28 protein-coding genes, 1 riboswitch and 1 other annotated feature are annotated in these 25,595 nt (G+C 38.4%); of the genes, 11 read left to right on the top strand and 17 right to left on the bottom strand.

What is annotated here, in order from left to right; translation table 11 throughout:
- Positions 1-77: 77 nt before the first annotated feature.
- On the bottom strand, positions 78-287 hold the full coding sequence (locus BN986_RS20340; RefSeq protein ID WP_040983547.1) for a hypothetical protein: 210 nt from the start codon (positions 285-287) through the stop codon (positions 78-80).
- A 229-nt stretch (positions 288-516) separates the two neighbouring features.
- Between BN986_RS20340 and trhO the strand changes: the two genes are divergently transcribed.
- A complete protein-coding gene (gene trhO, locus BN986_RS20335; RefSeq protein WP_040983545.1) occupies positions 517-1,497 on the top strand; it encodes an oxygen-dependent tRNA uridine(34) hydroxylase TrhO in 981 nt (326 codons plus the stop codon).
- A gap of 51 nt (positions 1,498-1,548) precedes the next feature.
- Here the strand turns inward: trhO and BN986_RS20330 are convergent, their stop codons facing one another.
- Positions 1,549-2,229: a GNAT family N-acetyltransferase gene (locus BN986_RS20330; protein ID WP_040983815.1), complete on the bottom strand. Its 681-nt coding sequence runs from the start codon at positions 2,227-2,229 to the stop codon at positions 1,549-1,551.
- A gap of 93 nt (positions 2,230-2,322) precedes the next feature.
- On the opposite strand from BN986_RS20330, the gene BN986_RS20325 reads away from it, so the two are divergent.
- The 5 genes from BN986_RS20325 to dctP all read left to right on the top strand — a co-directional run bounded on the left by BN986_RS20325 (position 2,323) and on the right by dctP (position 6,915).
- Positions 2,323-2,802, top strand: a complete 480-nt coding sequence (locus BN986_RS20325; protein ID WP_040983543.1) for a glutathione peroxidase — start codon at positions 2,323-2,325, stop codon at positions 2,800-2,802.
- Positions 2,803-2,978: 176 nt separating this feature from the next.
- The gene (locus BN986_RS27570) at positions 2,979-3,251 is read left to right on the top strand and encodes a hypothetical protein (protein WP_211198904.1); all 273 of its coding nucleotides are present in this window, start codon (positions 2,979-2,981) and stop codon (positions 3,249-3,251) included.
- 661 nt (positions 3,252-3,912) lie between these two features.
- The gene (locus tag BN986_RS20320; protein ID WP_040983541.1) at positions 3,913-4,485 is read left to right on the top strand and encodes a TRAP transporter small permease; all 573 of its coding nucleotides are present in this window, start codon (positions 3,913-3,915) and stop codon (positions 4,483-4,485) included.
- A gap of 28 nt (positions 4,486-4,513) precedes the next feature.
- On the top strand, positions 4,514-5,788 hold the full coding sequence (locus BN986_RS20315; protein ID WP_040983539.1) for a TRAP transporter large permease: 1,275 nt from the start codon (positions 4,514-4,516) through the stop codon (positions 5,786-5,788).
- Positions 5,789-5,862: 74 nt separating this feature from the next.
- Positions 5,863-6,915 carry a TRAP transporter substrate-binding protein DctP gene (gene dctP / locus BN986_RS20310; protein WP_040983537.1) on the top strand — a complete coding sequence of 351 codons (1,053 nt, stop codon included), beginning with the start codon at positions 5,863-5,865 and terminating at the stop codon, positions 6,913-6,915.
- Between the two features lie 283 nt (positions 6,916-7,198).
- Here the strand turns inward: dctP and proS are convergent, their stop codons facing one another.
- The 3 genes from proS to BN986_RS20295 all read right to left on the bottom strand — a co-directional run bounded on the left by proS (position 7,199) and on the right by BN986_RS20295 (position 10,206).
- A complete protein-coding gene (proS, locus tag BN986_RS20305; RefSeq protein WP_040983535.1) occupies positions 7,199-8,635 on the bottom strand; it encodes a proline--tRNA ligase in 1,437 nt (478 codons plus the stop codon).
- 92 nt (positions 8,636-8,727) lie between these two features.
- Positions 8,728-8,983 (bottom strand) — a binding site (T-box leader).
- Positions 8,984-9,055: 72 nt separating this feature from the next.
- Complete coding sequence (locus BN986_RS20300) at positions 9,056-9,538, bottom strand: DUF456 domain-containing protein (protein ID WP_040983533.1); 483 nt, start codon at positions 9,536-9,538, stop codon at positions 9,056-9,058.
- A 47-nt stretch (positions 9,539-9,585) separates the two neighbouring features.
- Complete coding sequence (locus BN986_RS20295) at positions 9,586-10,206, bottom strand: glycerol-3-phosphate acyltransferase (protein ID WP_040983531.1); 621 nt, start codon at positions 10,204-10,206, stop codon at positions 9,586-9,588.
- Positions 10,207-10,372: 166 nt separating this feature from the next.
- On the opposite strand from BN986_RS20295, the gene BN986_RS20290 reads away from it, so the two are divergent.
- Positions 10,373-10,930, top strand: coding sequence for a M15 family metallopeptidase (locus BN986_RS20290; protein ID WP_040983529.1), 558 nt, complete (start codon positions 10,373-10,375; stop codon positions 10,928-10,930).
- Positions 10,931-11,028: 98 nt separating this feature from the next.
- On the opposite strand, the gene BN986_RS20285 is transcribed toward BN986_RS20290, so the two are convergent.
- From BN986_RS20285 to BN986_RS20225, 12 genes are all read right to left on the bottom strand, one after another.
- Positions 11,029-11,337, bottom strand: a complete 309-nt coding sequence (locus BN986_RS20285; RefSeq protein WP_040983527.1) for a hypothetical protein — start codon at positions 11,335-11,337, stop codon at positions 11,029-11,031.
- Positions 11,338-11,488: 151 nt separating this feature from the next.
- Positions 11,489-12,832: a DUF1565 domain-containing protein gene (locus BN986_RS20280; RefSeq protein ID WP_040983813.1), complete on the bottom strand. Its 1,344-nt coding sequence runs from the start codon at positions 12,830-12,832 to the stop codon at positions 11,489-11,491.
- Between the two features lie 19 nt (positions 12,833-12,851).
- Positions 12,852-13,040, bottom strand: a complete 189-nt coding sequence (gene ytzI / locus BN986_RS20275; protein WP_040983525.1) for a YtzI protein — start codon at positions 13,038-13,040, stop codon at positions 12,852-12,854.
- 1,004 nt (positions 13,041-14,044) lie between these two features.
- On the bottom strand, positions 14,045-14,680 hold the full coding sequence (locus BN986_RS20265) for a queuosine precursor transporter (RefSeq protein ID WP_040983522.1): 636 nt from the start codon (positions 14,678-14,680) through the stop codon (positions 14,045-14,047).
- Positions 14,681-14,726: 46 nt separating this feature from the next.
- Positions 14,727-15,224: a preQ(1) synthase gene (gene queF / locus BN986_RS20260; protein ID WP_040983521.1), complete on the bottom strand. Its 498-nt coding sequence runs from the start codon at positions 15,222-15,224 to the stop codon at positions 14,727-14,729.
- A 125-nt stretch (positions 15,225-15,349) separates the two neighbouring features.
- A riboswitch (PreQ1 riboswitch) is annotated at positions 15,350-15,396 on the bottom strand.
- Positions 15,397-15,500: 104 nt separating this feature from the next.
- Positions 15,501-16,424, bottom strand: coding sequence for a UDP-N-acetylmuramate dehydrogenase (gene murB / locus BN986_RS20255; protein WP_040983520.1), 924 nt, complete (start codon positions 16,422-16,424; stop codon positions 15,501-15,503).
- Positions 16,425-16,596: 172 nt separating this feature from the next.
- A complete protein-coding gene (locus BN986_RS20250; protein WP_040983519.1) occupies positions 16,597-17,403 on the bottom strand; it encodes an alpha/beta fold hydrolase in 807 nt (268 codons plus the stop codon).
- A gap of 351 nt (positions 17,404-17,754) precedes the next feature.
- Positions 17,755-18,297, bottom strand: coding sequence for a hypothetical protein (locus BN986_RS20240; RefSeq protein WP_052400977.1), 543 nt, complete (start codon positions 18,295-18,297; stop codon positions 17,755-17,757).
- A 279-nt stretch (positions 18,298-18,576) separates the two neighbouring features.
- The gene (locus BN986_RS20235) at positions 18,577-19,821 is read right to left on the bottom strand and encodes an RNA-guided endonuclease InsQ/TnpB family protein (RefSeq protein ID WP_244445058.1); all 1,245 of its coding nucleotides are present in this window, start codon (positions 19,819-19,821) and stop codon (positions 18,577-18,579) included.
- A gap of 301 nt (positions 19,822-20,122) precedes the next feature.
- Positions 20,123-20,299, bottom strand: coding sequence for a hypothetical protein (locus BN986_RS27455; protein WP_187378593.1), 177 nt, complete (start codon positions 20,297-20,299; stop codon positions 20,123-20,125).
- A 105-nt stretch (positions 20,300-20,404) separates the two neighbouring features.
- Positions 20,405-20,839: a universal stress protein gene (locus BN986_RS20230; RefSeq protein WP_040983517.1), complete on the bottom strand. Its 435-nt coding sequence runs from the start codon at positions 20,837-20,839 to the stop codon at positions 20,405-20,407.
- A 146-nt stretch (positions 20,840-20,985) separates the two neighbouring features.
- Positions 20,986-21,774 carry a histidinol-phosphatase HisJ family protein gene (locus BN986_RS20225; RefSeq protein ID WP_040983516.1) on the bottom strand — a complete coding sequence of 263 codons (789 nt, stop codon included), beginning with the start codon at positions 21,772-21,774 and terminating at the stop codon, positions 20,986-20,988.
- 112 nt (positions 21,775-21,886) lie between these two features.
- Here BN986_RS20225 and hisZ point away from each other — a divergent pair, with 112 nt between their 5' ends.
- The 4 genes from hisZ to hisB are packed head-to-tail and all read left to right on the top strand — an operon-like array spanning position 21,887 to position 25,595.
- Positions 21,887-23,089, top strand: a complete 1,203-nt coding sequence (gene hisZ / locus BN986_RS20220) for an ATP phosphoribosyltransferase regulatory subunit (protein WP_052400974.1) — start codon at positions 21,887-21,889, stop codon at positions 23,087-23,089.
- Complete coding sequence (gene hisG / locus BN986_RS20215; RefSeq protein WP_040983803.1) at positions 23,089-23,739, top strand: ATP phosphoribosyltransferase; 651 nt, start codon at positions 23,089-23,091, stop codon at positions 23,737-23,739. Before hisZ ends, hisG begins: the two co-directional genes overlap by 1 nt.
- The gene (gene hisD / locus BN986_RS20210) at positions 23,720-25,024 is read left to right on the top strand and encodes a histidinol dehydrogenase (protein WP_040983515.1); all 1,305 of its coding nucleotides are present in this window, start codon (positions 23,720-23,722) and stop codon (positions 25,022-25,024) included. Before hisG ends, hisD begins: the two co-directional genes overlap by 20 nt.
- Positions 25,011-25,595, top strand: a complete 585-nt coding sequence (hisB, locus tag BN986_RS20205; protein ID WP_040983514.1) for an imidazoleglycerol-phosphate dehydratase HisB — start codon at positions 25,011-25,013, stop codon at positions 25,593-25,595. The genes hisD and hisB overlap by 14 nt, the downstream gene beginning before the upstream one ends.

Genomic DNA, 25,595 nt, shown 5'->3' with positions numbered 1-25,595 from the left:
ATATGCAATACCAATGTTCATTAAGCTTCACAAAAAATGTGAAGAACGAATGGGTTTTCTTCACATTTTTATAGAAACTATTCTGTTTTAGATTCATTTCTTTTCTCTTGAAACTCCTCTACCTGTGCTTTTAAATCAGTAACCATTTCTTTTAACATCTCACGCTGCTTTTCAGAAAGGTTATTTTTCACCTCTTCCGGTTTGATACCATTTTTACGGAAAATGCTATCTACCATCACCTCAACCACTTTGTCAGGCATCATTGCTTTTTTGGATGAGTCGCTCATTATTTCATCTCCTTCCTTCATGAATACTTCATTTTATGGAAGTTAAGATTAACTTGACTATGCTCAAGTCCAAGACGATTCAAATAATAAGGGACACGTTTTTTTCAAAGGCTGGAACAAAGCAAAAAAACATGCTAAAATAAAGAATTGCAAGACGAAAAATGAATAAACGAAACCAGACTCATTTGTGTATCTTGCAAATATACAGAATGAACAGGTGGTAAACCAAATGGAAACAAATCAAGAATATCGCGTTTTACTTTATTACAATTATGTGCATATTGAGGATCCGGAAGCATTTGCAGCTGAGCATCTTAAATATTGCAAAGAGCTTGGACTAAAAGGACGTATTTTAGTAGCTGAAGAGGGCATTAACGGGACTGTTTCAGGTACGATCGAACAGACAAACGCATATATGAACCATATGCATGCCGATCCTCGCTTTGAAGATATGACATTCAAAGTAGACGTCCATGATAAGCATGCTTTCAAAAAAATGCATGTACGTCCAAGAAATGAATTAGTTACGCTTCGTTTAGAAGATGATATTAATCCGTTAGAAACAACTGGAAAGTATTTGGAGCCAAAAGAATTCTATAAAGCATTACAGGACGAAGATACCATCGTATTAGATGCCCGTAATGATTATGAATATGATTTAGGGCATTTCCGCGGCGCGATCCGTCCAGATATTAAGACATTCCGTGAATTACCGGATTGGGTACAAGAAAACAAAGAAATGCTTGAAGATAAAAAAATTGTCACGTATTGCACAGGAGGCATCCGCTGTGAGAAATTCAGCGGCTGGCTGAAAGATGAAGGCTTTGATGATGTTAGTCAATTGCATGGCGGTATTGTTACTTATGGGAAAGATCCTGAAGTGCAAGGCGAATTATGGGATGGACAGCTCTACGTATTTGATGAGCGTATCAGCGTCCCAGTCAACCAAAAAGAGCATGTCATCATCGGCAAGGATTATTTTGATGGAGAACCTTGTGAGCGATATGTAAATTGTGCAAATCCAGAGTGTAATCGACAAATGCTTGCTTCTGAGGAAAATGAACATAAATATTTACGTGGATGCACGCATGAATGTCGTGTGACACCACGTAACCTTTATGTGAAAGAACATGATTTATCTACAGAAGAAATTCAAGAGCGTTTAGCAGCTATTGGCGAAACACTTCCGGAAACAACAAACGTTTCATAATATAAGCTACAAAAACAGGCTGGAGATTCCATTCTCCAGCCTGTTTTTGTATTATTTCTGATAAATGATTATCCAGTCAGCGCCTGTTTTTTTCATCTCTATACCAATATAACCTTCTTCTATTAGCTTTGCTTGACCACCAATATCCTTTATATCTATTTCTCTTTGCTCTTTCGATTGTACATCGTTTAATGCTAAATCATTACAATAAATATAGCGCAGCTTTCCGCCATACTTAGCCTTCACTTGATAAATACACATTCCCAATGCAAATTTATCCTTCATACTTGGAATATTCCCGGGAGCAACTGTCGCTAAAATATAGCGGAATCTGTTTCTATCTAATTGTTCCATCACAAATTCACCCATTTGGGTTTGCAAATGATTGCCACGGTAATCCGGATGTACATTGGAAATCTCCGAATAGATAATTTCTGCAAAATGTTCTTTTGTCAGGCCGATATCCTCTCCCAACCCTTCCTCATCTGCAACTGGATTCAGAAACGCCCGGAAAGCAATCAGCTTTTCCTGATGAAAAATACCAACCATCAGCGGCTCTCCCTCTAATATCGTCCGAAATTCACTTTCATCCAGGGTCTCCAGCCTTTTTTTATCCTCTAAAGCTTCATAAACAATCGTTTGTAATTCTAAAATATCGGGTAAATCAGTAGTAGTGAGATAACGTAAATAAGCATTTTTTTCACCCGACTTTAATGGAATATCTTTTATCATTTTAGTCACAAATAAACGCCCTTTCTTGCTATAATACAATTGGAATTAATTTTATGTATGTACATCTTATCATTTTTTTCGAGGTGAGGTAATATGACAACTATCTATGATTTTTCAGCAAAAACAATGGCCGGCGAAGAGAAATCCCTGTCAGATTACAAAGGGAAAGTGCTTCTCATCGTAAACACTGCAAGTAAATGCGGCTTCACCCCTCAGTTTGAAGGCTTACAAAGACTGTATGAAAAGTATAAAGAACAGGGTTTTGAAGTGCTCGGTTTTCCATGTAATCAGTTTGGCCATCAAGATCCGGGGGCAGACGAAGAAATTAATCAATTTTGCCAACAGAACTATGGAGTGACATTTCAAATGTTTTCCAAAGTCGATGTAAAAGGAAATAAGGCACATCCTCTTTTTGATTTTTTAACGACCGAGCAAAAAGGTATATTAGGCGAACAAATCAAATGGAATTTCACAAAATTCCTTATTGATACGGACGGAAAGGTATCTAAACGTTTTGGACCGCAAAAAAATCCGGATACGATTGAAAAGGATATCGAAGCGCTTCTTCATTAGAAAATAGTGGAGGAAGTTGATTTGATAACTTCCTCCACTATTTTCTAATTACTAAACGGGCGTTTTATTTTTATGGAACTCTTCTTTCATCGCTTTCATTGCTTCTTCATTTGTCATTGAACTACTCCATCTTGATTTCAAACAAAATCTGAAGATGGAGATTCCTGCGAACACCAATGCAACCATCAGTTATTTTAGCAGGCTCTACCCGTAGCCCCTACGGTGAACGCTTTAATACTTTATACGACGGTTTCACCGCACACCCTATTTTAGCTTGGTTTTCGCAACTTCAGTGTGTGCGTGTCAAGTACTGCTTGGATATTTTACGTGACAAAGCATTTCTTGTCACAACCCTGTATATCCAGTTCTCAAAGAATGTTTCGTATATTGATATTGTATCACACGAACTTATGTTTGTATACAAAAAAAACGATTTATCTCCACCCTAGCTTCGCTTGAGGATGGAGTCTTCTCGACCAAGATGATAAAAAATTGTATCACTTATATTGGTAAAATCATTCATTACTTTATCTATTCCATTCTTTAAATTTGCTTTCATATTTATTCCCTCACCAAATGTATATTTATAACAAAGATAAAATGATGATTCAATAGCTGGATATTATTCATGAACAGCTTCTTTAAATTTGAACATCCTCTTTAAGGTAATTAAAAAGTATTCTTAACTATAAGAGCGTATTTGGCATCATATAGCTGTTAAATACTTCTATATGACTTAGATGGAGATTTATCCCTTTTCTTGAAGATTAATCGCCTTATAGCTGATTTGAATATAGTGAAACATTTCTGTAACATAAAACAAAACTGCAAATCAGTGGGAGTTTTGCTTTTCTTCCACTGAATGTATAGCTGCGTAATTCAGGGAGTTAACGCCCGTTATCCCCTGCCTAAATACATTCATTTTGACTGTCTGTTTAGAGGCGGGAGGTTAACGGGCGATTTTCCGTGATAAAAAATAATTGGCTAATTAAGGGGGAAAGTCCTTATCAGGGGTAGTTCAATAAAGATACATAACAATGGATTCCCTAAGTATAAAAGACGTTTTTTTATAATTTGTTTGAACACTATGTACAGAGGAGGAACAATGTATTGAAAATTCTACAATGGATGGATAAAGCCTTCATGAAGCTGGAAGAGTTTATTCTAAGCTTCTCTATCATCCTTATTTCTTTTATGATAATCGGTAATGTGATTGCCAGAGAAGTTTTTAATTCAGGAATATTCTTTTTCGCATACGAGGTTAGCCAATTTGCAATTGTTATTGCTACTTTTATGGGAATCGCTTATGCAGCAAGAAAAGGCAGACATATCAGTATGTCAGCATTTTATGACTTTGCCTCTTTTAAAATCCGAAAAGTAATGATGATTATCATTAACTTTGTTACAAGTATCTTTATGTTTATACTTGCGTACTACTCATACAGCTTTGTGATGTTTGAATATAACACAGGAGCTGTTACTACCTCCCTGGAGCTTCCGAGATATCTTATGGGGATATTTATCCCGATCGGTTTCTTAACAGCAGGCATCCAATATTTGCGAAATACCTATATTAATTTTACTGCAAAAGCAAAAGATACCGTGTATATAGGTGTTGATGCTCCAGATTATAATGATCAAGAAAAGAAACAAGATGTTAAATTAGAAGACATCAATTTGTAAACTGAAAACGTGCAGAAAGGAAAAACTTATGTTAGCGACAATGTTATCGATAATGATTGTATTGCTTTTTTTAAACTTCCCGATGATGATTCCATTAATGTTAGCTCCTGTCGTGGTGATGCTTATATTTAATCCAAATTTAAATATGGACCTGCTGATGGGACAGTTATTAACAGGAATCTCATCTTCTGTCTTACTGTGTGTGCCTTTATTTATTTTTGCGGCAGATATTATGACTTCAGGAAAAACCTCTAATAGGCTGCTAGATTTCATTGGTTCATTTATCGGTCACATTCGTGGCGGATATGCTGTAACAACAGCGGCTGCCTGTTCTGTATTTGGGGCCATTTCCGGTTCTACACAAGCAGCAGTAGTAGCAATTGGACGCCCGATGCGGGAAAGAATGTTGAAGGCGGGATATAAAGATTCCAGCGCTATTGCATTAATTATTAACGCAAGTGATGTTGCCTTACTTATTCCGCCAAGTATTGGCATGATTATATATGCATTAGCAGCTGGCTCTGGCGTATCTGTCGGTGATTTATTTATCGCAGGTATTATCCCAGGTTTATTGGTATTTCTTGCTTTTGCTATTTATAGTGTGATTTATGCAAAAATAAAAGATATCCCACTAGCTGAACGGCAAGGCTGGGGTGAGAGATGGAAATCTTTCCGTAAAGCGCTGTTACCTTTAGGATTCCCTGTTCTGATTATCGGCGGTATTTATACAGGTACATTCAGCCCTGTTGAAGCTTCCGGTATTGCCGTACTCTATGCATTTATTCTAGAAGTCTTTATTTTTCGGACCATTCCGTTAAAAAAGATTCCAAGTATTGCCCTATCCACAGGTTTAGTTACATCAGCAGTATTTGTACTAGTCGCTGGAGGGCAATTATTTTCATGGGTACTTGGTTACGCTAGAATTCCCCAGCAAATTTCTGAAGCAGTGTTGGGAACAGACCCAAGCGCCATCTATGTACTTATCGTAGTTAGTATCTTTTTCTTTATAGGATGTATGTTTGTTGATCCGATTGTTGTTATTCTCGTATTAACACCTATATTTATACCAGCGGCAGAAACAGCAGGTGTCGATTTAATCCATTTAGGTGTGATTATTACTTTCCAAGCAGCATTAGGATCTGCTACACCGCCATTTGGTGTAGATATTTTCACAGCAAGTGCGGTATTCAATAAACCATACCTGGAAGTAATCAGGAGTACACCTCCATATATTTTAATTTTATTATTTATTGGTGTGCTATTAATTTTCTTCCCGCAGTTATCATTAGTACTTATTAATTAATAAAACAGATGTATTGCTGTTTTATATATAAAATTTAGGGGGTATTTATTATTTTAAACAAAAGATTCTCATGGATGCTTTCCTCTATTATTGCGCTCAGCGTATTATTAGCAGCATGTGGAGGGAATGGCGATGGAGAAAGTAACGGAGATGCTAGTAATGGGGACTTTGCAGAAGAGTCATGGCAGTTTGTAACCGAAGAGCTTCAAGGTGAAGTTCAATATGAGTATGCCGCAGAATTTGCAGACCGCATCAGTGAAAAAACAGATGGCGCAATTACCGTCGAACCACTGGAGTTCGGTGCTTTGGGAAGTGAAGTTGACCAAGCCCAATTACTCCAGCAAGGTGGCGTCGAACTTGCCGTAATGTCTCCTGGTTTCACAGGGAATCAGGTACAGGATGGACAAATCTTCTCCCTGCACTATTTCTTCCCGTCTGATCAAGAGCAAGTACAGGAAGTATTAACAAATAGTGAGGCATTGAATCAGGATTTACGTGCCAAATACGAAGAACATGGTATTTCTCCTCTATCTTACTGGACAGAAGGGGCAACAGCTTGGTCTAGTAATGTAGGGATTGAGTCTCCTGAAGACTGGAGCGGTTTAAATATCCGCGTACAAGAATCACCGCTTATGCGTGAAACATATGCTGCTTATGGCGCAACTGTTCAGTCATTGAGCTGGGATGAATTATACACAGCACTAGACCGCGGGACCGTAGACGCACAAGAAAACCCAATTTTCTTTATTCAATCTGCAAGCTTTCATGAAGTACAAGATACTGTTACTGTTTCTAACCATAATAACTATGTTGCGATGACAACTGTGAATACGGATTGGTATAACGGCTTGGATGATAATGTGAAAGAAGTAGTCGACGAGACCGTGGAAGAAATGCAAGATTGGGTCTTCGAAGAACAAACTAATCAAAATCAAGAAGGTATCGATGCGATTGAAGCAGATACCGATAATCCGACAGAAATCATTGAGTTAACAGATGAACAAATTGAAGTGTTTAGAGAGGCTGCAGAGCCTGTACATCAATACTATCGTGATGAAGTGTCCGATATCGATCAGGATATTTTTGATAAATTGCAAGAAGAAATTGCAGATGTCATGGACGAATAATAGAGACAACTTGGCAAGCCAAAGCTGAAAGGAGACAGATCGCCTTAGTTGGTGTTGGGGCTGGGGCTGGGATTGCGATTACTCACCTCCACCAAAACCGCTGCACTTTCATCGACTAAGATCGATCACATCGTATGGCCAACTCAGGTACTAGAGCATCGTGTCCTTCTTACTTTATTTCTTGAAATCTTTTTTCAAAAATCACCCGCTTTTATCCTGGGATAAAAGCGGGTGATTTTTTATTCCTTAAACCAACAGATTCGTCTCACCTGATGATTTATTATTAATATGCTCTTGCCCAATAAACCAATTCTTTTGCTTCTTTCCCGCAGCATACACATTTATCAGAGACACTTTCCGGTTCAAACGGAATACAGCGAGATGTTGCTGATGTTTCTTCTTTAATTTGTTCTTCACAAGCAACATCTCCACACCACATTGCTTTGACAAATCCGCCTTTTTCAATTTCTGTTTTGAATTCTTCCATATCCATCGCAGTATGTGTCATCTCTACACGATGCTCCAGCGCACGATTGTAGAGGTTTGCCTGCACTTCATCCAGTAAGGCAGCCAGACGCTCTTCTACATCGGTTAAGGCGACAAATTCTTTTTCTCCCGTATCACGGCGGACAAGAACAACCTGTTCCTTCTCAATATCCTTTGGCCCCATTTCGATACGGACCGGAATACCCTTCATTTCATATTCATTAAATTTCCAGCCCGGCATTTTATCACTGCCGTCAATGTCCACGCGGGCAATACCAGCCAATTGATCTCGTAATGCATAAGCTTTATCGAGAACCCCTTCTTTATGCTGCGCGATTGGTACAATCATTGCCTGTGTCGGCGCAATCTTTGGAGGTACTACTAATCCGCGGTTGTCTCCGTGTACCATAATTAATGCACCCATAATCCGGGTAGATAATCCCCAGGAAGTTTGATGAACAAATTGGCTTTCTCCATTTTCATCCAGATACGTAATGTCAAATGCTTCTGCAAATCCGGAACCAAAATGATGAGAAGTACCGGATTGCAAGGCTTTTCCATCATGCATCAACGCTTCAATCGTTAACGTGAATTCAGCTCCGGCAAATTTTTCTTTATCTGTTTTCTTTCCTTTTAGAACAGGAATTGCTAGGTAGTCTTCCACCAGCTTGGCATAAATTTCAAGCATCTGATTGGTTTCTTTGGTCGCATCTTCATCTGTCGCATGCGCCGTATGACCTTCCTGCCAATGAAACTCAGAAGAACGCAGGAACGGGCGTGTTGTTTTTTCCCAGCGGACTACATTAGACCATTGGTTATATAGCTTTGGCAAATCACGATAGGAGTGGATATTATTTGAGTAATAATCACAGAAAAGCACCTCAGAGGTTGGACGTACTGCGATACGTTCTGTTAATTCCTCGTCCCCTCCATGAGTTACCCAGGCAACCTCAGGAGCAAATCCTTCCACATGGTCCTTCTCTTTTTGCAGTAAGCTTTCCGGAATAAAAAGCGGGAAGGCTACATTGGTGTGCCCCGTCTCTTTAAACATACGGTCCAGTTCATCCTTTACGTTCTCCCAAATAGCATAGCCATAAGGTTTAATAATCATTGTTCCGCGCACCTGACCATAGTCAACCAGCTCTGCCTGCTTAACTACATCCGTGTACCATTGAGCGAAATCATCCTCCATCGCTGTAATTTTTTCTACAAATTGTTTATTTTTCTTACCCAACGTAAGCACCTCTTTCTCATTTTACTGTTCTGCTATTTACTATTTCAATATGTGTCAACTTTCTTTTCCAACATAAAAAATCCTCCATCCAAAAAAGGGACCGAGGTTTAGTGGTGGTACCACCCTTGTTTATACATATGCTTCTGTTCCATCATTTAAAGACACAGCCGGCACATATATACACTTCATTAGATAACGGCCTTAAACCGCGCCAACTTCAGATATATATATCCTTATATGGCGAACTCAGGAGGCAGGTTCCCTTGTATGTCTAAGAAAAAGTCTCAGCACTCTTTTTCTCTCTGTGTTAGACATGGACAACGTACTATTCTCCGTCAACATTTCAACTATGCTTTTAATATATAGTTCTCACTGATGAAAGTCAAGAAGCTGACGATTTTTTTCATATATGTTGTCTAATTAAAACCAAACTGCGATCAAGAACCAGACAATCATTATCAGCTGCAATACTACTTTCGCTACAGATCCACCTAAAAATCCTAAAAAAGAACCGATAGAAGCTCGAATTGCTTCTTTTGCTGTCCGCCGCTGCATCATTTCAATAGCAAGAACTGTTAAAAATGGTACATAGATAATTCCAAATGGCGGTGTGATAAATGAGCCGACAATTACAGCGACAGCAGCCCCTCTTTCTCCAGCTTTACTGCCTCCAAACTTTTTCACAAAATAGCTGTTGGCAATAATATCCGCTACAAACAAGATGACAGTAATAACAATCATCCCTGTCCAGAACCACCAGGTCAGGGAGTCACTATTTATAAAGAAATAATAGACCAAAAATCCGCCCCAAATCGCGATGACAGATGGAATCATCGGAAAAACGATCCCTAGAAAACTTGCGATAAATAATAGGATAATGATGACCCATAGTAGAATATCCAACCCTTGCACGCTCCTTAATAAAAAACTTCCTTTTTAAATTTTTCTCTTTAAGCACTCTTTTTAAACATACTGGATAGTTTGGTCTCTTCTTTTAATAGAATCCGGTGATAATTTCCCATATGCTTGTATATACATAGCAGTGTTAAAAATATCACCACCAGCGCAGGTCCATTTCCAAAGAAATAATAAGTTGTGATAAGAAAGGATATGTACATAAATAAAACACCGATAACAAGATAATCCGTTGCAAAAGTAAAAAATAATAAGATAGCAATCCCGATCAAAGCTACCCGCCAATCAATAGCAATCAATGCACCGACTAAAGATGCTGTCCCTTTCCCGCCGTTAAACTTCATCGTAATTGGATAGTTATGACCAATAATAACAAATAAAGCCGTCAAATAAATGGATAACGAGATTTCCGCCGTCGAAATTCCCGCTTCATTTAAAATAAAGAGAACAAGCAAAATAGCAAGTGTCGCTTTAAAAATATCGATGAGCGCTACAACAATCCCATATTTCCAACCTAACAGAATCGTTGCATTCGATGCTCCCGCATTCTTTACACCTTCCCCTTTAATATCCCGTTTCTTTATCTTTCCAATGATTTGCGATCCATGAATACAGCCAAAAATATAGCCAATTAAACAGCTGATGAGGTAATACATTATTTTCCCTCCATTTCTGTCAGGTTTCTCTCATTATATGTCTAAATCAGCCAAGAAATCAATTTGCAAAACTACCAGATTTCTAGTTGTTCAACCCTTCATGAGAAGCTTGTACATGTTATGATATTACTAGAGAGATTCTTTTTAAAGGAGCCCGAAATATCGAATGAAAGCTTTAAAGCATTTTACGCTTTCTTGGATGGCAATTATTCTTTTTATAGGTTTGCTGTTCTGGCTTTATGAGCAAACAACTCCTTCTTATGAAAGAGTGGATGGAGAAGAAACTGTATCAGAACTTCATCCCGATGTCCAAGAAGCTGTCGATACGTTAATTGATCGTGCAGATGATATAGATATAGAGGTTGTTATTACAGATGGCCTGCGCACAGAAGAAGAGCAGGAAACACTGTATGCAAGAGGCAGAGAAAATGAAGAAGATATTGTTACCCATGCCAGAGCCGGAGAAAGTTACCATAATTATGGACTGGCTGTTGATTATGCAATTCGTAATCATGATGGAGAGGTCATCTGGGATATCCATTATGACGGGAATAACAATGGAGAGTCCGACTGGTTTGAAGTTGCAGAGATTGCAAAGGATTTAGGGTTTGAATGGGGTGGAGATTTTAATAACTTTACAGATTACCCGCATTTACAGATGACATTTGGTTTAAGTATTTCTGAGCTGCAGCAGGGGTACCGTCCTCCTGTTGAAGAGGAATAAAATTGTATGATTTACGCTATTTTACGGATATATTTTTCAAAAAGAAATGCAGGCAGCAGCTTTTCATTGCCTGCATTTCTTTTTTTGAATCTCTCATCTTAAAATAAACGAAGTTCTTTAATTTCTTTCTTGGTTTCATCAGTTCCTAAATCGTACAATTTACGATAAAGAGCAATCAAGTCCCCCTCATAGTTAGCACGTTTTGCATCGACAGGCCGCTCATCAAATGGTTTTCCTACGAATTTAACCGCATCTTTTGCATTTTGCTCTTTTCTTGTAAACAGAACTTCAATTTCTTTTACCTCTTCTGGTGTTGCATATATTTCATACTCAATCCCATTATCAGGAAGCGAAACCTCGCTGATTTCCTCCGTATCCACCGTTACATAATATTTCTTTCGTGCCATCTTTGGAAACCTCCTTCCTTTATAAAAATATTACCTATTTTGGAAGGGCTAAAACTTCTCTTCTCTATTTGATGATTAAAAATATCACTTGGATTGTCGTCTATTTTAAACAGCGGGAGAGGTTTCTCTAAAACAGACCACATATCCCGTTTTATTCTTCTTTTCTTGTATCAATATATAGTGATTTTTCATCACTGCTTCCAGAAGCTTCTCTAAATGCAGAAAAAGAACGGTACTCCTCATCCTTCCAAATCCAGATAGCTTCTTCGCTCTGTTCGCTATAATAAATATTTTCAATCAGACGATTATCTCTGTTTTCCCGAAAGAAATTCGCAATAAAAATGCGTGATGGACTGGCAGTAAATCTATTTCCTCTTATCTCATTATCATGTACATTATACTGCACCAGAAGCTGACCGCCTTTTAAGTGTTTCGTATCATTTTGATAAAGAGTATTATTCGTAATCAGCGTATTGCGCGTGCCGCCTCTCTCTTCATCATAGCCACCGATAGCTATTCCTGTATAATAATTATTTGAGATCAGATTATCTATCATTTGTATATTCTCAGCATATTTTCCACTATGCTCTGAGGTTGCTTCAATACCTATATCATTTTCATATAATTCATTTTCCTTAATAAGGATATCCTTTCCGCCATCTACATAAATAGCTGCCGCACTATACTCGCCATTGTACGCCGGATTGGTAAAAGAGGAAACATGGTGGACTGTATTATTTTGTACTATCCCATTACGGACATAATCAGCAGAAGGATTATTGGCAACACCTTCATACCCTATCAGGTCAATTCCAATATTATCACTGTATTGAACCTTATTCCCCTCTATCGTAAACCCATCAATATCACCATTTAATACAACCGATTCACTGGTGCCCAACTTTAAATCCTCAACGATATTATCTATGATATTTATATCCCTCATCGAACCTGTTCCATATACTGCAATCCCATGTCCATTCCCTTTCTCATGCCATGTCTTTATTTCTTTGATGGTATTATCTCTCACTGTAATATGACTGCTGGAACCGCTGATAAAAAAACCCATAACCGTTTCATCTATTGTATCTGTTATTACATTTTTGATAGTCAAACCTTCTATATTTATGTAATTCTTATCTTCCAGAACAACAAGCGCACGATCCCCATCTGAAGTATTTAGGTTCTCGCCATCCACAATGACTTTTTCCCCTTGATACGCTTGAAAGGTGATTGGCTTGTACTTCGTGCCGCTGTGCTGGACAACCAAGGGCTCTTTATACGTTCCTTCCCGAATATATACGGTGGTACCTGCCTCAGCCTCCAAGCTGGCTTTTGCAATTGTTTGAAAGGGACGCTCCAATGTACCTTCATTTTGATCGCTTCCATCCACCGCTACATATATTGCCTGATGCGTAAAAGAAAGCGAATATAAAACAAATAAAACACCAGAAGCTGCACACGCTGCGATAATAAATACACTCATTCTATTCATAGCTTTCTCCTAGATAACCTTATTTCTTTTCTTCTTTCCGTTCCTCCTCATCGCTATCGCTATCACTTTCCTTCTTCTCCTCTTCATCAGGAAGCGGATCTATTTTATGCTTATAGCCATATCCTTTTGATAAAGTAACCAAAGATAAAATAATAACCATTGCTACCACAATGACCGAAACAACAATTACAGCAATATAAGCCCCCATAATATACCTCCATCTACTCTTCTTATCTTCTATCCTAGTGAATTACGCCTTCCTTTTCAATTAATTTCTATCTTCGCTGTAGAATCCCATCAGAGCGGAGGCCAACCACGCAGACTGCAATTTTATTCTTCGACACATCTAAACCTACATATTTTGTGTTATAATGCATTTTACTAGCTCCTTTCGTGTAATAGCTCTGATTTGGTATAGTCTTTCTTACTACTCTATACCCCCATTAACCTACGTTATGACGAATCAGGGGCTAGTTTCGTTCATTATAACTCCTATGAAGTTTGCAGGCTAAACCCGTGACTCCTGGGGTTGCGATTACTCACCCCATCGAAAACATTTGTACGTCGGAAAGCGGAGTGGTTGGCCGGAGCGGAGCTATGCACAATCACCAATTTCAAAATGGTCGATATGTAACCAAAAGCAAGCACGGTAATGAAGAAAACGATAATCCTGAAATAGCAAGATATATATGCTTATTCTTGGGTGCGAAAGTTTTGTATATTAGATAATCGGTTAAAAGTGGGGATTTTTATGGAAACAGAGGACTTCGTATATAATGGATGGTTAATCATTTTATTTTGCCTTTTACTGCTCCAAATCATAATAGCTGTATTAAGTAAGAAAAGAAACTATTCCAAGGAGAAAACAAATTATCTTTTTTCTATTGTATTTACGCTGATGAGTTTCTTCGGATCAATCGTTATGTTTATTATTACAGGTATATCATTTGGGACCATCCTCATCTTGATTTTTTTCATCATAGGAATCATCATGATTATTCAACTACGGAAAAAGCTCTAATTTTTTCGTTGATATGAATTTCACTAAAAAACAATCGATTAGAATTAAAGATGAAGCTGACTTTCTTCACACCGTACTCACTTCTATTGCAAAAAGATCGGCTGTTATACCAGAAAAACCAGCCAGATTCTTCTTTTGGCTGGTTTTCTTATTCTTTCCTATTATTATGCCAGGAAACTTCTCCTGCTTAATTAAGAAGCCTCTAATAACTCCGTTTGATGTTTTTCTTCATATTTTCGCGCCCAGCGGACCAGCAGATACGCAAATGGTGTATCAACTGCTGCAACGGTAAATTTCCAAATATATTGCGATACAATCATTCCCAGTAAAACAGATGTCGGAACAACACCCCAAAAAGCAATAGTAATAAATAGGACTGTATCAAAGAGCTGGCTCGTCATCGTTGATAAATTATTACGCAGCCACAGCTTTTTCTCTCCATGCCGTTTTTTTAATGTGTGAAAAATGGAGACATCCAGGTGTTGGCTAACAAAATAGGAAACCAGACTCGCCAAAATGATCCGGAAGCTTCCATTGAAAATCTCTTCAAAAGCTGCCTGTGATTGAAAATCCGCAGCCGGCGGAAGCTGAATGGAAATATAGATGAAGATCATGGCAAGCACCTGTGTAATGAATCCGGCTTGTACCGTTCTTCTGGCTGCCTGCTTTCCATAAACCTCCCCAATGACGTCCGTCATCAGATAAGTTATCACATAAACAATTGCTGCAGCGGGAAGAACAATACTTCCCATTTGAAATAATTTAACTGACAAAATATTCGACAATAACAATAAGCCAACAAAGATGGCATTAAAATAAATATACATTATCCTGTTCCCTTCTCTTCAAAGGTTCAAGGATCTTAGTTTCCCTCTATCGGTTATCAACGGTTTCCAGATACATATCATGCTGCATTAACCGGTTTTCTGCCATCTTTTCAAATTTCGTTCCGGCTTTTCCATAATTACAATATGGATCGATGGAAATCCCCCCGCGCGGCGTGAATTTTCCTCTCACTTCAATATAACGCGGATCCATCAGCTCAATTAAATCATTCATGATAATATTGATACAGTCCTCATGGAAATCACCATGATTCCGGAAGCTGAACAAATATAATTTTAAAGACTTACTCTCTACCATTTTGATATTTGGAATATAGCTGATATAGACGGTTCCAAAATCCGGCTGATTCGTTATCGGACAAAGCGTTGTAAATTCCGGACAGTTTAATTTTACAAAATAATCACGATTTGGATGCTGATTATCAAATGTTTCTAAAATCTCAGGTGTATAATCAAACGCATATTTCGTTTCTTTATTCCCCAGCAATTCAATTCCTTGCAGATCCTTTTCGCTTCTTCCTGCCATACTCGTCACCTCCTTTAGATATATGAAGATAACAGAAATCCATTCCTTTCTATTACCCCGCAGTTCAAAACTTTCTCACATAGAAAAAGCCGTGCTCCCAAGGAACACGACTCGATAATCGCAAGTTGTCCTTAGTTTTTTATAGAGGGTTTAAGCTAAGAACCTCTGCCTGAAGTTTAAAATAACACTTCATATTATAAGAATGAATAAAAGACATGTCAATCTTTCTTTTTTATTCCGGCATCCTCTGTCACGCACAGAATCTGTTCCATAAAACTAACCTTCCACATCATCGCCAATAATCCGCACTTCACGTTCTAACTGCACATCAAATCTCTCTTTCACCGTTGCTTGCACAAATTGAATTAAGGAAATATATTCGGATGCGGTGGCATTACTTTTATTTACAATGAAACCAGCATGCTTTGTAGAAACTTCCGCTCCGCCAATCTGCTTCCCTTGAAGATTACAGTCTTGAATCAGCTTACCTGCAAAGAAACCGGGCGGTCGTTTAAACACGCTGCCGCAAGACGGATATTCCAGCGGCTGTTTGGATTCTCTTTTATATGTAAGATCATCCATCATTTCTTTAATTTCTTCTTTGTTCCCGGACTTTAACGCAAATGTTGCTTCCAAAACAATATACCCGTTATCCGGGATATTACTTGTGCGATAACTGAGATCTAATTGATCGGCAGTTAATGTCAGCAGTTCGCCGTCCTTTGTCGCAACTATCGTGCTTTCCAGCGCATCTTTAATTTCTCCACCATATGCGCCTGCATTCATGTATAGCGCTCCGCCGACAGACCCTGGAATGCCACAGGCAAACTCTAGCCCGGCAAGCTCTTCATTTAAAGCAAAACGGGAGGCATCAATAATTCTTGCCCCGCTTTGGGAGATAACCTTATCCCCTTCTCTCCAAATAGACGACAACTGCTGCAGGTTCATAACGATCCCGCGGATGCCGCCATCCTTCACAATTAAATTCGATCCATTTCCAAGCATCGTAAATGGGACATCTTCTTGGTTTGCAAAACGAATAATCGCCTGCACTTCTTCATAAGTCGACGGGGTAATATAAAAATCTGCCGCCCCGCCTAATTTAGTATACGTATGTTCTCTAATCGGTTCATTCACCAGTACATTATCTTTATTTGTATGTTGAATTAATTGTTCATAGAGATGATGGTATTTATTCATGCTATCATTCCTTTAATTCGTCAAAAACAAATATATTTGACTTTGGTATTCTCATTCCTTACCTGCGTTGTTAAAAACAGGCATTCAGCTTACTCCAGTTGCGTATTTATGCATGACTGAAGTAAGTTTTTTTGATGATTAATCAATCCTATACTATTGTAGTTGATTCCCTTTAATCTTGCCACAAAAAGCTATGAATCAGTTTATCAATTTGCATACTTTCGTGCATGGCACTGTGTGTCAGCTGGGGGTCATCAATAATCGTTTCTTTAAAATTTTGTTCGGGTATCAGACTTCTCAGCGCTTTGACACTTTCCGGGACAGCAACCGAATCTCCTGTACTGGCAATACTGTACACATCCACATCCGCCGGAAACATATTCTGCTGCAACATGTTTAAAGCATGGGAATCAGGTTTCAAATCTTCTGCAGCTGCATCTTGATGAATTTCAAAATACCTTTCATTATAAATACCATCAAACGGGCTGCCGATTGCCACAAGTTTATTGACAGTTGGATAGTCATTCATCGCATACTCCATCGTATATTTTACAGCTATTATTCCACCCATCGAGTGTCCAACCAGATTCACTTCTTCCACCCGGTAATTTTCCTTTAAATGAAGAAGCACTTTGGCAATCCATTCGGTACTGTCTTCAAAACTGGCACGATTATCTTCTAACACAATCTGCACAAACGTCGGTGCATATCTTCCTTTATTTAAATTATAATCAACAATATTTCCATCTTCTGTTACATAGTAAATAAACCCTTTATTGCCCCACTCGTACGTATTTTCAAAACGGTCAAGCATATATCCAAATGAATTTTTCGTTCCTTTATAACCATGTATAAAAATTGTCGGTGCACCAGTATAATCCTCTGCGTGTGTTTCTTCATTCTGGTAAAAATAAACACTCAAAGCTGCAACGACGATCACCAGAACACTTAAGATAATACCTGCAATCTTCTTTTTCATCTATTTATTTCCCTCAATTTCTTTTGTAAATCTGTGTTTGCACCATGAATAAAAGCACAGATTTATTATAACATCCTTCCCTTGCTGGGACACTATTTCTTATATTTTGTTTATTAATTTTTTTCGATATTGACAACTTATTTTTTAATTGTTTGGTCTCTAGAAAAACCCCAAATGGTATGTAATGCTTCATTCTTATAGTGGTACAAAAAAAGCAAATAAAACCTGCTTTTATAAACAGCATTCTATTTGCTTTCATCATTTATACACCATCCGTAATGGCATTATTATCCTTGTACTTAAATCAGACAGATAATATGTCAACCAATGATTCATTTCTTTATCATGCGATTAATGATCATGATCCTCTTCTTCATGATTGTGGTCATGATCTTCTTCATCTGCATCTTCATGATCATGATCTTCCCCTTCATGGTCATCAATCGTAATTTCTGTAACAGGAGATTTAGCAACAGGATTATGATCATCATCGTATAGCACTGCAAGAACCTCCTGCCCGTCTACTTCCGCGTCTCCCATATAAGAGTCCTCGTATTGGTCTTCTGCCACCGTCCATTCCTCTTCAGAAGAATCACGTATGTACCAATGCCAGTGGTCCAAGTTTTCTTCAGTTACTGCTTCTAATCTAAAAACATCCCCTGTATGGTAATGATCGGATAAGCCTTCAATTTCGATATTTTCTGGTACATCATCAAAGGAAACCGCTTCACCGCCATGGTCATGGTCTCCCTCTTCATGATTCCCTTCCGCCTCTTCTTGACTGTCTGTTTCTTCCTCCTGACTATCCGCTTCCCCATTACCGGCTTGACAGCCAGCTATAAATAGAAAACTAATGAAGCCTAAAATAATTCCCACTTGCCAACATTTCTTCATAAGGACACTCCTTTCATAATACGTAATTATTACTATTCGTAACGATTACGATTAAAATTATACACAGGTACCTATTAAGGGTCAAGAGATTTTTTGCTTTTAGATAGGTGTTACATTTTTTATGCTTTTCTAACGTACCAAAAAGAACGCTAAAGCTGCTACAAAAAAATTTAATAGCTACTTTAGCGTTTCTTTCCTTCATTTTTATCTTTTGGCTCAAGAATTTGAACAACTCGTCATTAAAATAACGAGATTCTGCAAGTTTCAATTGACAATAATTTAAGTCAACCTAATTCTCACTGGGACCGCCAAAAGCCCCCTAACCACCTTGCCCGCTAATGCGGATGTATGGGTACATTTACGTAAGATATTCGCTGCACCGTTGATGTCTGCGTTGATCAAACGGTTTGATTTGGTTTGATAGAGACCACGGTAGATGCGTTTGCCGCTAAAAATAAGCCCTTTATGATTCGTTGCTGTAAATACAGGGAGCGGAACATCATCAAGAAAGCTTGCCTTTGATGTATAAGACTCTTCTTGCTTCATGAACACGATACCATAACGCTCACACATAGATTCCATCTTTTTCATCCATAAACTGTGTGGAATTTGTACAAAACGTTGATTCGCCCGTTTTCCCATGTTACTTTTGTTTTTCCAGCCCTCGTTATGACCAACAACTATTTTACTGATTCCATGTTCCAGACAATGCTGAATCATGTGGGAGACTGTTTTATTTAAATAATCGTGTAAAATATGGTTGCGTTTCTGAAGTATACGAATTTGTCGGGAGGTTAACTGGGTTACTTTTTGCTTGTTTTTGATGGAATCTAAACGTGCATTTTCTTTGTTATACCATCGATTTACCGATTTTATCCGTTTGCTGTCAATGATAAAAGCATTTCCCAATGTGTCGATACAAGCGGCAAAGTTGTCTATTCCTAAATCAATGGAAAGGGCTTCGTTTTCACTCAACCGCCTTTTTTTAACTTCTATCTCATACACATATTCAATTTCAAAGTAATGCGCATTATATTTAGGAATAATTCGTATTTCATTGATGTTTTCCGCGTGCAAATTGATTGGAAACTGGATGTTAATCATCCCAAACTCTTTCTTAAATGTAGGTGAAGTAGGTATATTAAACGTACCATCTTCTTGTAACTTAAACTGAGGGTAGCTTAACTCAAAGAAGCCGTCTTTTGCTATATATCTTGGAATATTAGCTTTCCGTTCTTTCATCTTCTGTAAACCAAAAAAGCTTTTGAAGTTTTCTTCTACCTTTTTCAATGTTTGTTGCGCGGCTGCTGATCCCATTAATTGATAGTTTTCATTTTGTTTACACAGATGATAGTTAAGATATTCTTTCGTTTTGAAAAAATGCTGGCGTACGCTGTAAAGTCCAACGTTATACATGTTTTTACTTAGATGGTATAGCTTTCTTAATGCTAGATACTCCTGTTTCGATTTCAATTTCAGAACTTGCTTTTGGACGCCAAAATGCTTTTCCTTTGATATTGCCAAGGTTTTCACTCCCCCTTTCCTTAACCTTATTATATCGAACATTTGTTCTTTAACCAAGATGAGGAGTGCTTTAGTCCAAACCAATTCATCTCACGACTGAAGTCACGAGTGTTCTTGGTTTCTTCATAAAAATATTTATTCCAATAAGGAAACAAGCCGCGATGGACTTATTGCTCTTTATTTATCGTCTTTTATCCTCTTATAAACCATGCTCTCAATATTTGAAATAAAACGAAACTTCACTCAGCGGGAGTTTTACGGACGGTTCTCCGTGATAAATTGGTTTTAATACCACTAAAAATTAAGAATCAATATCATCTATTTGTCTATTCTCTTCATCAATTTGATAACTTTCTCCCCCATAGCTCCAGCCTTTCCTTTCAATAAATACTAAAAATTCCTCTAAAAATGCGTTATGCCCAATATCACCATCAAGAGAATAAATAACACCATCTATTTTCACACCAGCTTGCTTCAAAACACTTCACTTCCTTTGTTGTTTTTGATTTTTTGATATAAATAAAAGAAAATCTAAAGCTTTCATCAACTATTACAATGAGCTTTAGATTTTCCTGTTTATTTCTTATTTCACAACAAGCACTTTACATTCCGCTTGATGAACAATTTGCGTACTGACGCTTCCTAGTATAAATCTTCCTACTCCTCCAAGTCCCCTGCTTCCTAAAACAATCAAATCTATATCTTTCTCTTTGGCATATTCAATCATTTTAGAACCCGGATTACGGAAAGAATAATCTATTAAAACCTCTGTTTCACACGCTATTCCATCCGCTTCCAAATCTTTATATACTTCTTGAATCGCCGGACGTGCCTCTTCTGCCAAATCATCCATAAAAGCCCGGGCAAGAGCTGCATTTACTGTCGGCCCGCCATTGGAAATAACGGTAACCACATGCACCACGGCATCTTCTGCAAGTTTCACCTGCTCTTTGGCTTCTTCTACTGCCTTTTTACTAAGGTCGGATCCGTCATAAGCTACTAAAATATTCATACTCATTCCTATTCCTCCCGTTTACGTATTATATTCCTACTTTTATCGTACCATATTTACTTTAAAACGTTTACAGATTCGTAGAGATGTTGAAAAAGAGTCATTATTTGAACGTCATTAAACGAATCGGGATACGTAACCTGAAAGAACGTTTACTTTATCGAATGATACTGAACTTCATCCCCGTTCATACTGCATATATAAGAAAAACCGCAATCTGTTAATATTTCTTTGGCTTCCCCAAAATATGCAGCAATTTCTTCCGGACGGTGCGCATCAGAACCTAATGTGATTATCTCTCCACCAAGCTTACGATACAAACGCAATAAATTTTTACTTGGAAGCGGCGCATTCATGCCGTATTTATAGCCGGATGTGTTTAATTCGATCCCTTTACCTTCTGAGATAACCAGTTTTAATATTTCTTCCATAATATCCTGCGGCACATGTTCCCAGCCTCCAGATGCGTATCTGCTGACTAAATCCAGATGACCTAAAATATGATAGTTTTTAAAGTTCTTTATACATTCATAATACTCTTCGAAATAAATACGATATGCTTCATCTACGGTTCTATCTTCAAAAAATTCACCGGAATGCAAATCCTGCTTATTTGCCGAATGCATGGAGCAAATAATAAATTCCGGCTTTACCCGGTCAATAAAATCGGATGTTTCCTGAAGCACATGCGGCTGGACACCTACCTCGATCCCTTTACGGATTTGAATCCTATCCTGATATTTCTCCCGTAACTCTTCTAATTTTTTTTGATAAGCTTCTGTATCAAAGCTAAAATCCCACTCCTTATCTGGATAGTCCACATCTAAATGCTCGGTAAACGCAATTTCTTTGAGTCCTTTATTTATAGCTTCCTTAATCATTTCTTCCATCTCTGCCTCGCAATCTGCCGAAAAGCTGGAGTGCATATGAAAATCGTACATAAAAGTTATGCTCCTTTCATTGACTTTTTTTCTGAACATTACTATAATACTAAATAACTTTAATTAGATAAAGCATTAAATTGATAAAGCGTTGAATGCGAAGGAGAATTTTATGAGAAATAAACAACTGCTTCATACCATGTTCTACCCGAAACAATTTTCAAAAAAACGTCAGGTTATCCATACATTAACCGATCGTTTTTCTAAATTTGGTTATCAACAGGTGGAGACGCCTGTTTTTGAAAATTATGATTTATATAATGATGTTCAAGGAACCGTCAATACAACCGATATGTTGAAGTTGATTGACCCGGCTGGCAAAGTGCTCGTTCTGCGTCCAGACGCAACCATTCCAATTGCCAGACATTATACCAATTTGCAGGAAGAAGTAGCAACTGGACGTTTCTCCTATGTTTTGGATATTTTCCGTTCCACGACAGAAGAACGTTCCCGCACACAAGCAGGTGTTGAGCTGTTTGGAGAGCGCACGCCGGAAGCAGATGCGGAGCTGATTGCATTAGCTGTAACAAGTTTAAAAGAGTTAGAGATTCCTTCTTTTAAAATAGAAATCGGTCACGCTACCTTTTATAAAGAATTATTACGAGAAGCTAATCTGAACACTGTGCAGCAGAAAGAATTGGATCAATATATTCAGTCAAAAAACATCTCAGAGATTGTCCCTTTTTTAAAAGACTTAGGGCTAGAAACTACTCTCGTCGAAAAGCTTCGTAAGATTCCAATGTTATACGGAGATGCAAGCTTTGTTATCGATGAAGCGGAGAATATTATATCGTCAGACAAGATGCGTGAAGAACTGGATTATTTATCGAAAGTGTACCAGCTTCTCCAAGACTATCAAGTGGATTCCTATATTTCAATCAACCTTGGACTGATCAACCATATGAATTATTATTCCGGTATTATCTTTCAGGGCTTTGCGGAAGGGCTTGGCCAGCCCATCATGATGGGAGGACGCTATGATTATTTAAGTCACTCCTTTCAACAGGATACGCCGGCAATCGGTTTTGCCTTTGAAGTTGATTTGCTTATTAACCTGCTTCCTGCCATCTTTAAAGAAGATGAGATTATCCAGCTTCGTTATGAAGCTTCTGAACGTCAACGTGCTTTTCAACTTGCAGAGTCACTTCGAGCAGCAAACCATACTGTCATTGCTAAGACGTTAGATGAAAATGAAATACACTCTAATTCACCGGAGATACTCGTAAAATCTGAAAAATTAGTATATAGTAAACAAAAAGAATTTAAAACAGATGAGGAATTACTAGATTGGTATTTGAGAAAGGACGTTAAATGATGCAGCCAGTAACTATTGCTTTGGCCAAAGGGCGCCCTGCAAAGCAATCCATTGATTTATTAGAAGCAGCAGGAATCCATTTTGAAGGTTTTCATGAAAAAACACGTAAGCTTGTTTTTTTCAATAAAGATAAAACGTTGCGATTGATCTTTTTAAAGGGAATGGATGTCCCGATTTATGTTGAAAAAGGTGCTGCTGATATTGGTATCGTCGGCAGAGATAATATTATTGAAACAGAAGCAGATGTTTATGAAATCCTTGATTTAGGGATTGGAAAATGTAAATTCTCTGTTGCTGGAAAAAAAGGTGCCTCTCTTCCGGAAAATCAGTCGTTAACGATTGGCACCAAATATCCGAATATCGCCAAGAATTTTTTTGACAAACGTAATCAGACGATTGAGACTGTACATCTCAATGGTTCTGTGGAGCTTGCACCGTTAATCGGGCTTGCTGATTATATCGTTGACATTGTCGAGACAGGAAATACCCTGCATGAAAATGGGCTAGAGGTATTGGCAGACATTGAAACCATCAGCACAAAATTCATTGTGAATAAAGCAAGCTTTGTAACACGCTCAAAAGAAATTCAGGATGTACTAAATAAACTGGAACAGGTTGTGAGTGAGAAAAATGCAAATTCTCCGTTATGAAACATATAAACAAAATGTAACAAAGACAGAAAAAGCAACACAGCTGATGCAGCAAAATTTAGATGAGCAGGTTTTGGAAATTATTCGTACTGTACAGGAGCGCGGCGATGAAGCAGCGCTCGCATATACCCAAAAATTTGATAAAGCGGATATTACCTCTCTGTCTGTTTCAGAGGAAGAATGGGATCGTGCTTTTGATAAGGTAAAACAGGAACAGCCGGCGCTTTTCAAAGCATTAACAGAAGCTGCTGAAAATATTCGCCAGTACCAGCAAAGGACCAAAGAGGAAGGTTTTCAATTCAGTCCGCAGCCCGGCATTCGTCTTGGTCAAAAAATTACCCCGCTGGAACGTGTCGGTGTCTATGTGCCTGGAGGAAAAGCAAGCTATCCTTCTACGGTATTAATGGATGTGATTCCAGCTGTTGTTGCCGGTGTCGAGCAGGTAGTAATTACAACCCCTCCTCGTTCGGACGGAACGATAGACTCTGTTGTGCTGACAGCGGCCAAAATTGCCGGTGCTGATCAGGTTTATAAAGTCGGCGGAGCTCAGGCTGTTGCTGCTTTAGCTTATGGAACACAATCTATTCCTAAAGCAGATAAAATTGTCGGACCAGGGAATGCGTTTGTCGCCCGTGCGAAGAAATGGGTATTTGGCGATGTTGCGATTGATATGATTGCAGGACCGAGTGAAATTTGTGCTTTCACTGATAATACCGTACCTCCTTCCTACGTTGCCGCTGATTTATTATCCCAGGCAGAGCATGCAGAGGATGCCACCTCCATTTGTGTGACGACAGATGCTGCTTATGCAGAGGAAGTGCAAAAAGAAGTTGAGCGGCAAATACCTTTACTGGAGCGTGCAGCTATTATCCGTGAATCGATTCAGACAAATGGTAAGATAATTATCTGCGATGAGGAAGCACAAGCAATAGAATTAATTAACACGATTGCTCCAGAGCATCTGCAATTAATGGGAGAGCGTGCCGAGGAGCAGGTTGAGAAAATCAAGCATGCTGGAGCTATTTTTATCGGGCCATATTCCAGCGAACCGTTAGGAGATTATTTTGCAGGTCCTAACCATACCTTGCCGACAAATGGGACAGCACGTTTTTCCTCCCCACTTGGCGTGTATGATTTTATGAAAAAATCAAGCACCATTCATTATTCCAAAGAACGGTTGCTGGATTATGCTGATACCATTATTACGATTGCAGAAGCGGAAGGACTTACGGGGCATGCAAATGCCATTCGAATTCGAAAGGAGAACAACGATGCGTCAAGCTGAGAAAGAACGACAAACCAAAGAAACGAATATATCCCTTGCTCTTAATTTAGATGGAGAAGGAAAATCGGAATTAAAAACAGGGGTCGGCTTTTTAGATCATATGCTGACTCTCTTTACCAAACATGGTGGACTAGATTTGCAGGTAGCATGCAATGGTGATTTAGAGGTGGACCAGCATCATACGGTGGAAGACATCGGTATTGTGCTTGGGCAGGCGTTCCATGAAGCATTAGGAACAAAAGAAAGTATTAAGCGTTATGCAACTGCAACAACGCCAATGGATGAATCACTTTCTTCTATTTCCATCGATATCAGTGGCCGCTCCTTTTTAGTTTATCGAGTGGATGGGTTAAAGGATAAAGTTGGAAATTTTGATACCGAATTAGTGGAAGAATTTTTGATTGGTTTTACAAGCCATGCCAAAGTGACCCTACATGTGGAAGTTTTATACGGAACCAACACACATCATATGATCGAATCGATCTTCAAAGGATTGGGTAGGGCAATTCGTGAAGCGGTATCCATTGATCCGATCATAAAGGGTGTTCCTTCTACCAAAGGAAGTCTATAA

It is taken from the genome of Oceanobacillus jeddahensis (assembly GCF_000750635.1).
Taxonomy (GTDB): Bacteria; Bacillota; Bacilli; order Bacillales; family Amphibacillaceae; genus Oceanobacillus; species Oceanobacillus jeddahense.
The sequence above is the reverse complement of the archived record's forward strand: the minus strand, read 5'-3'. Positions and strand labels throughout refer to the sequence as shown.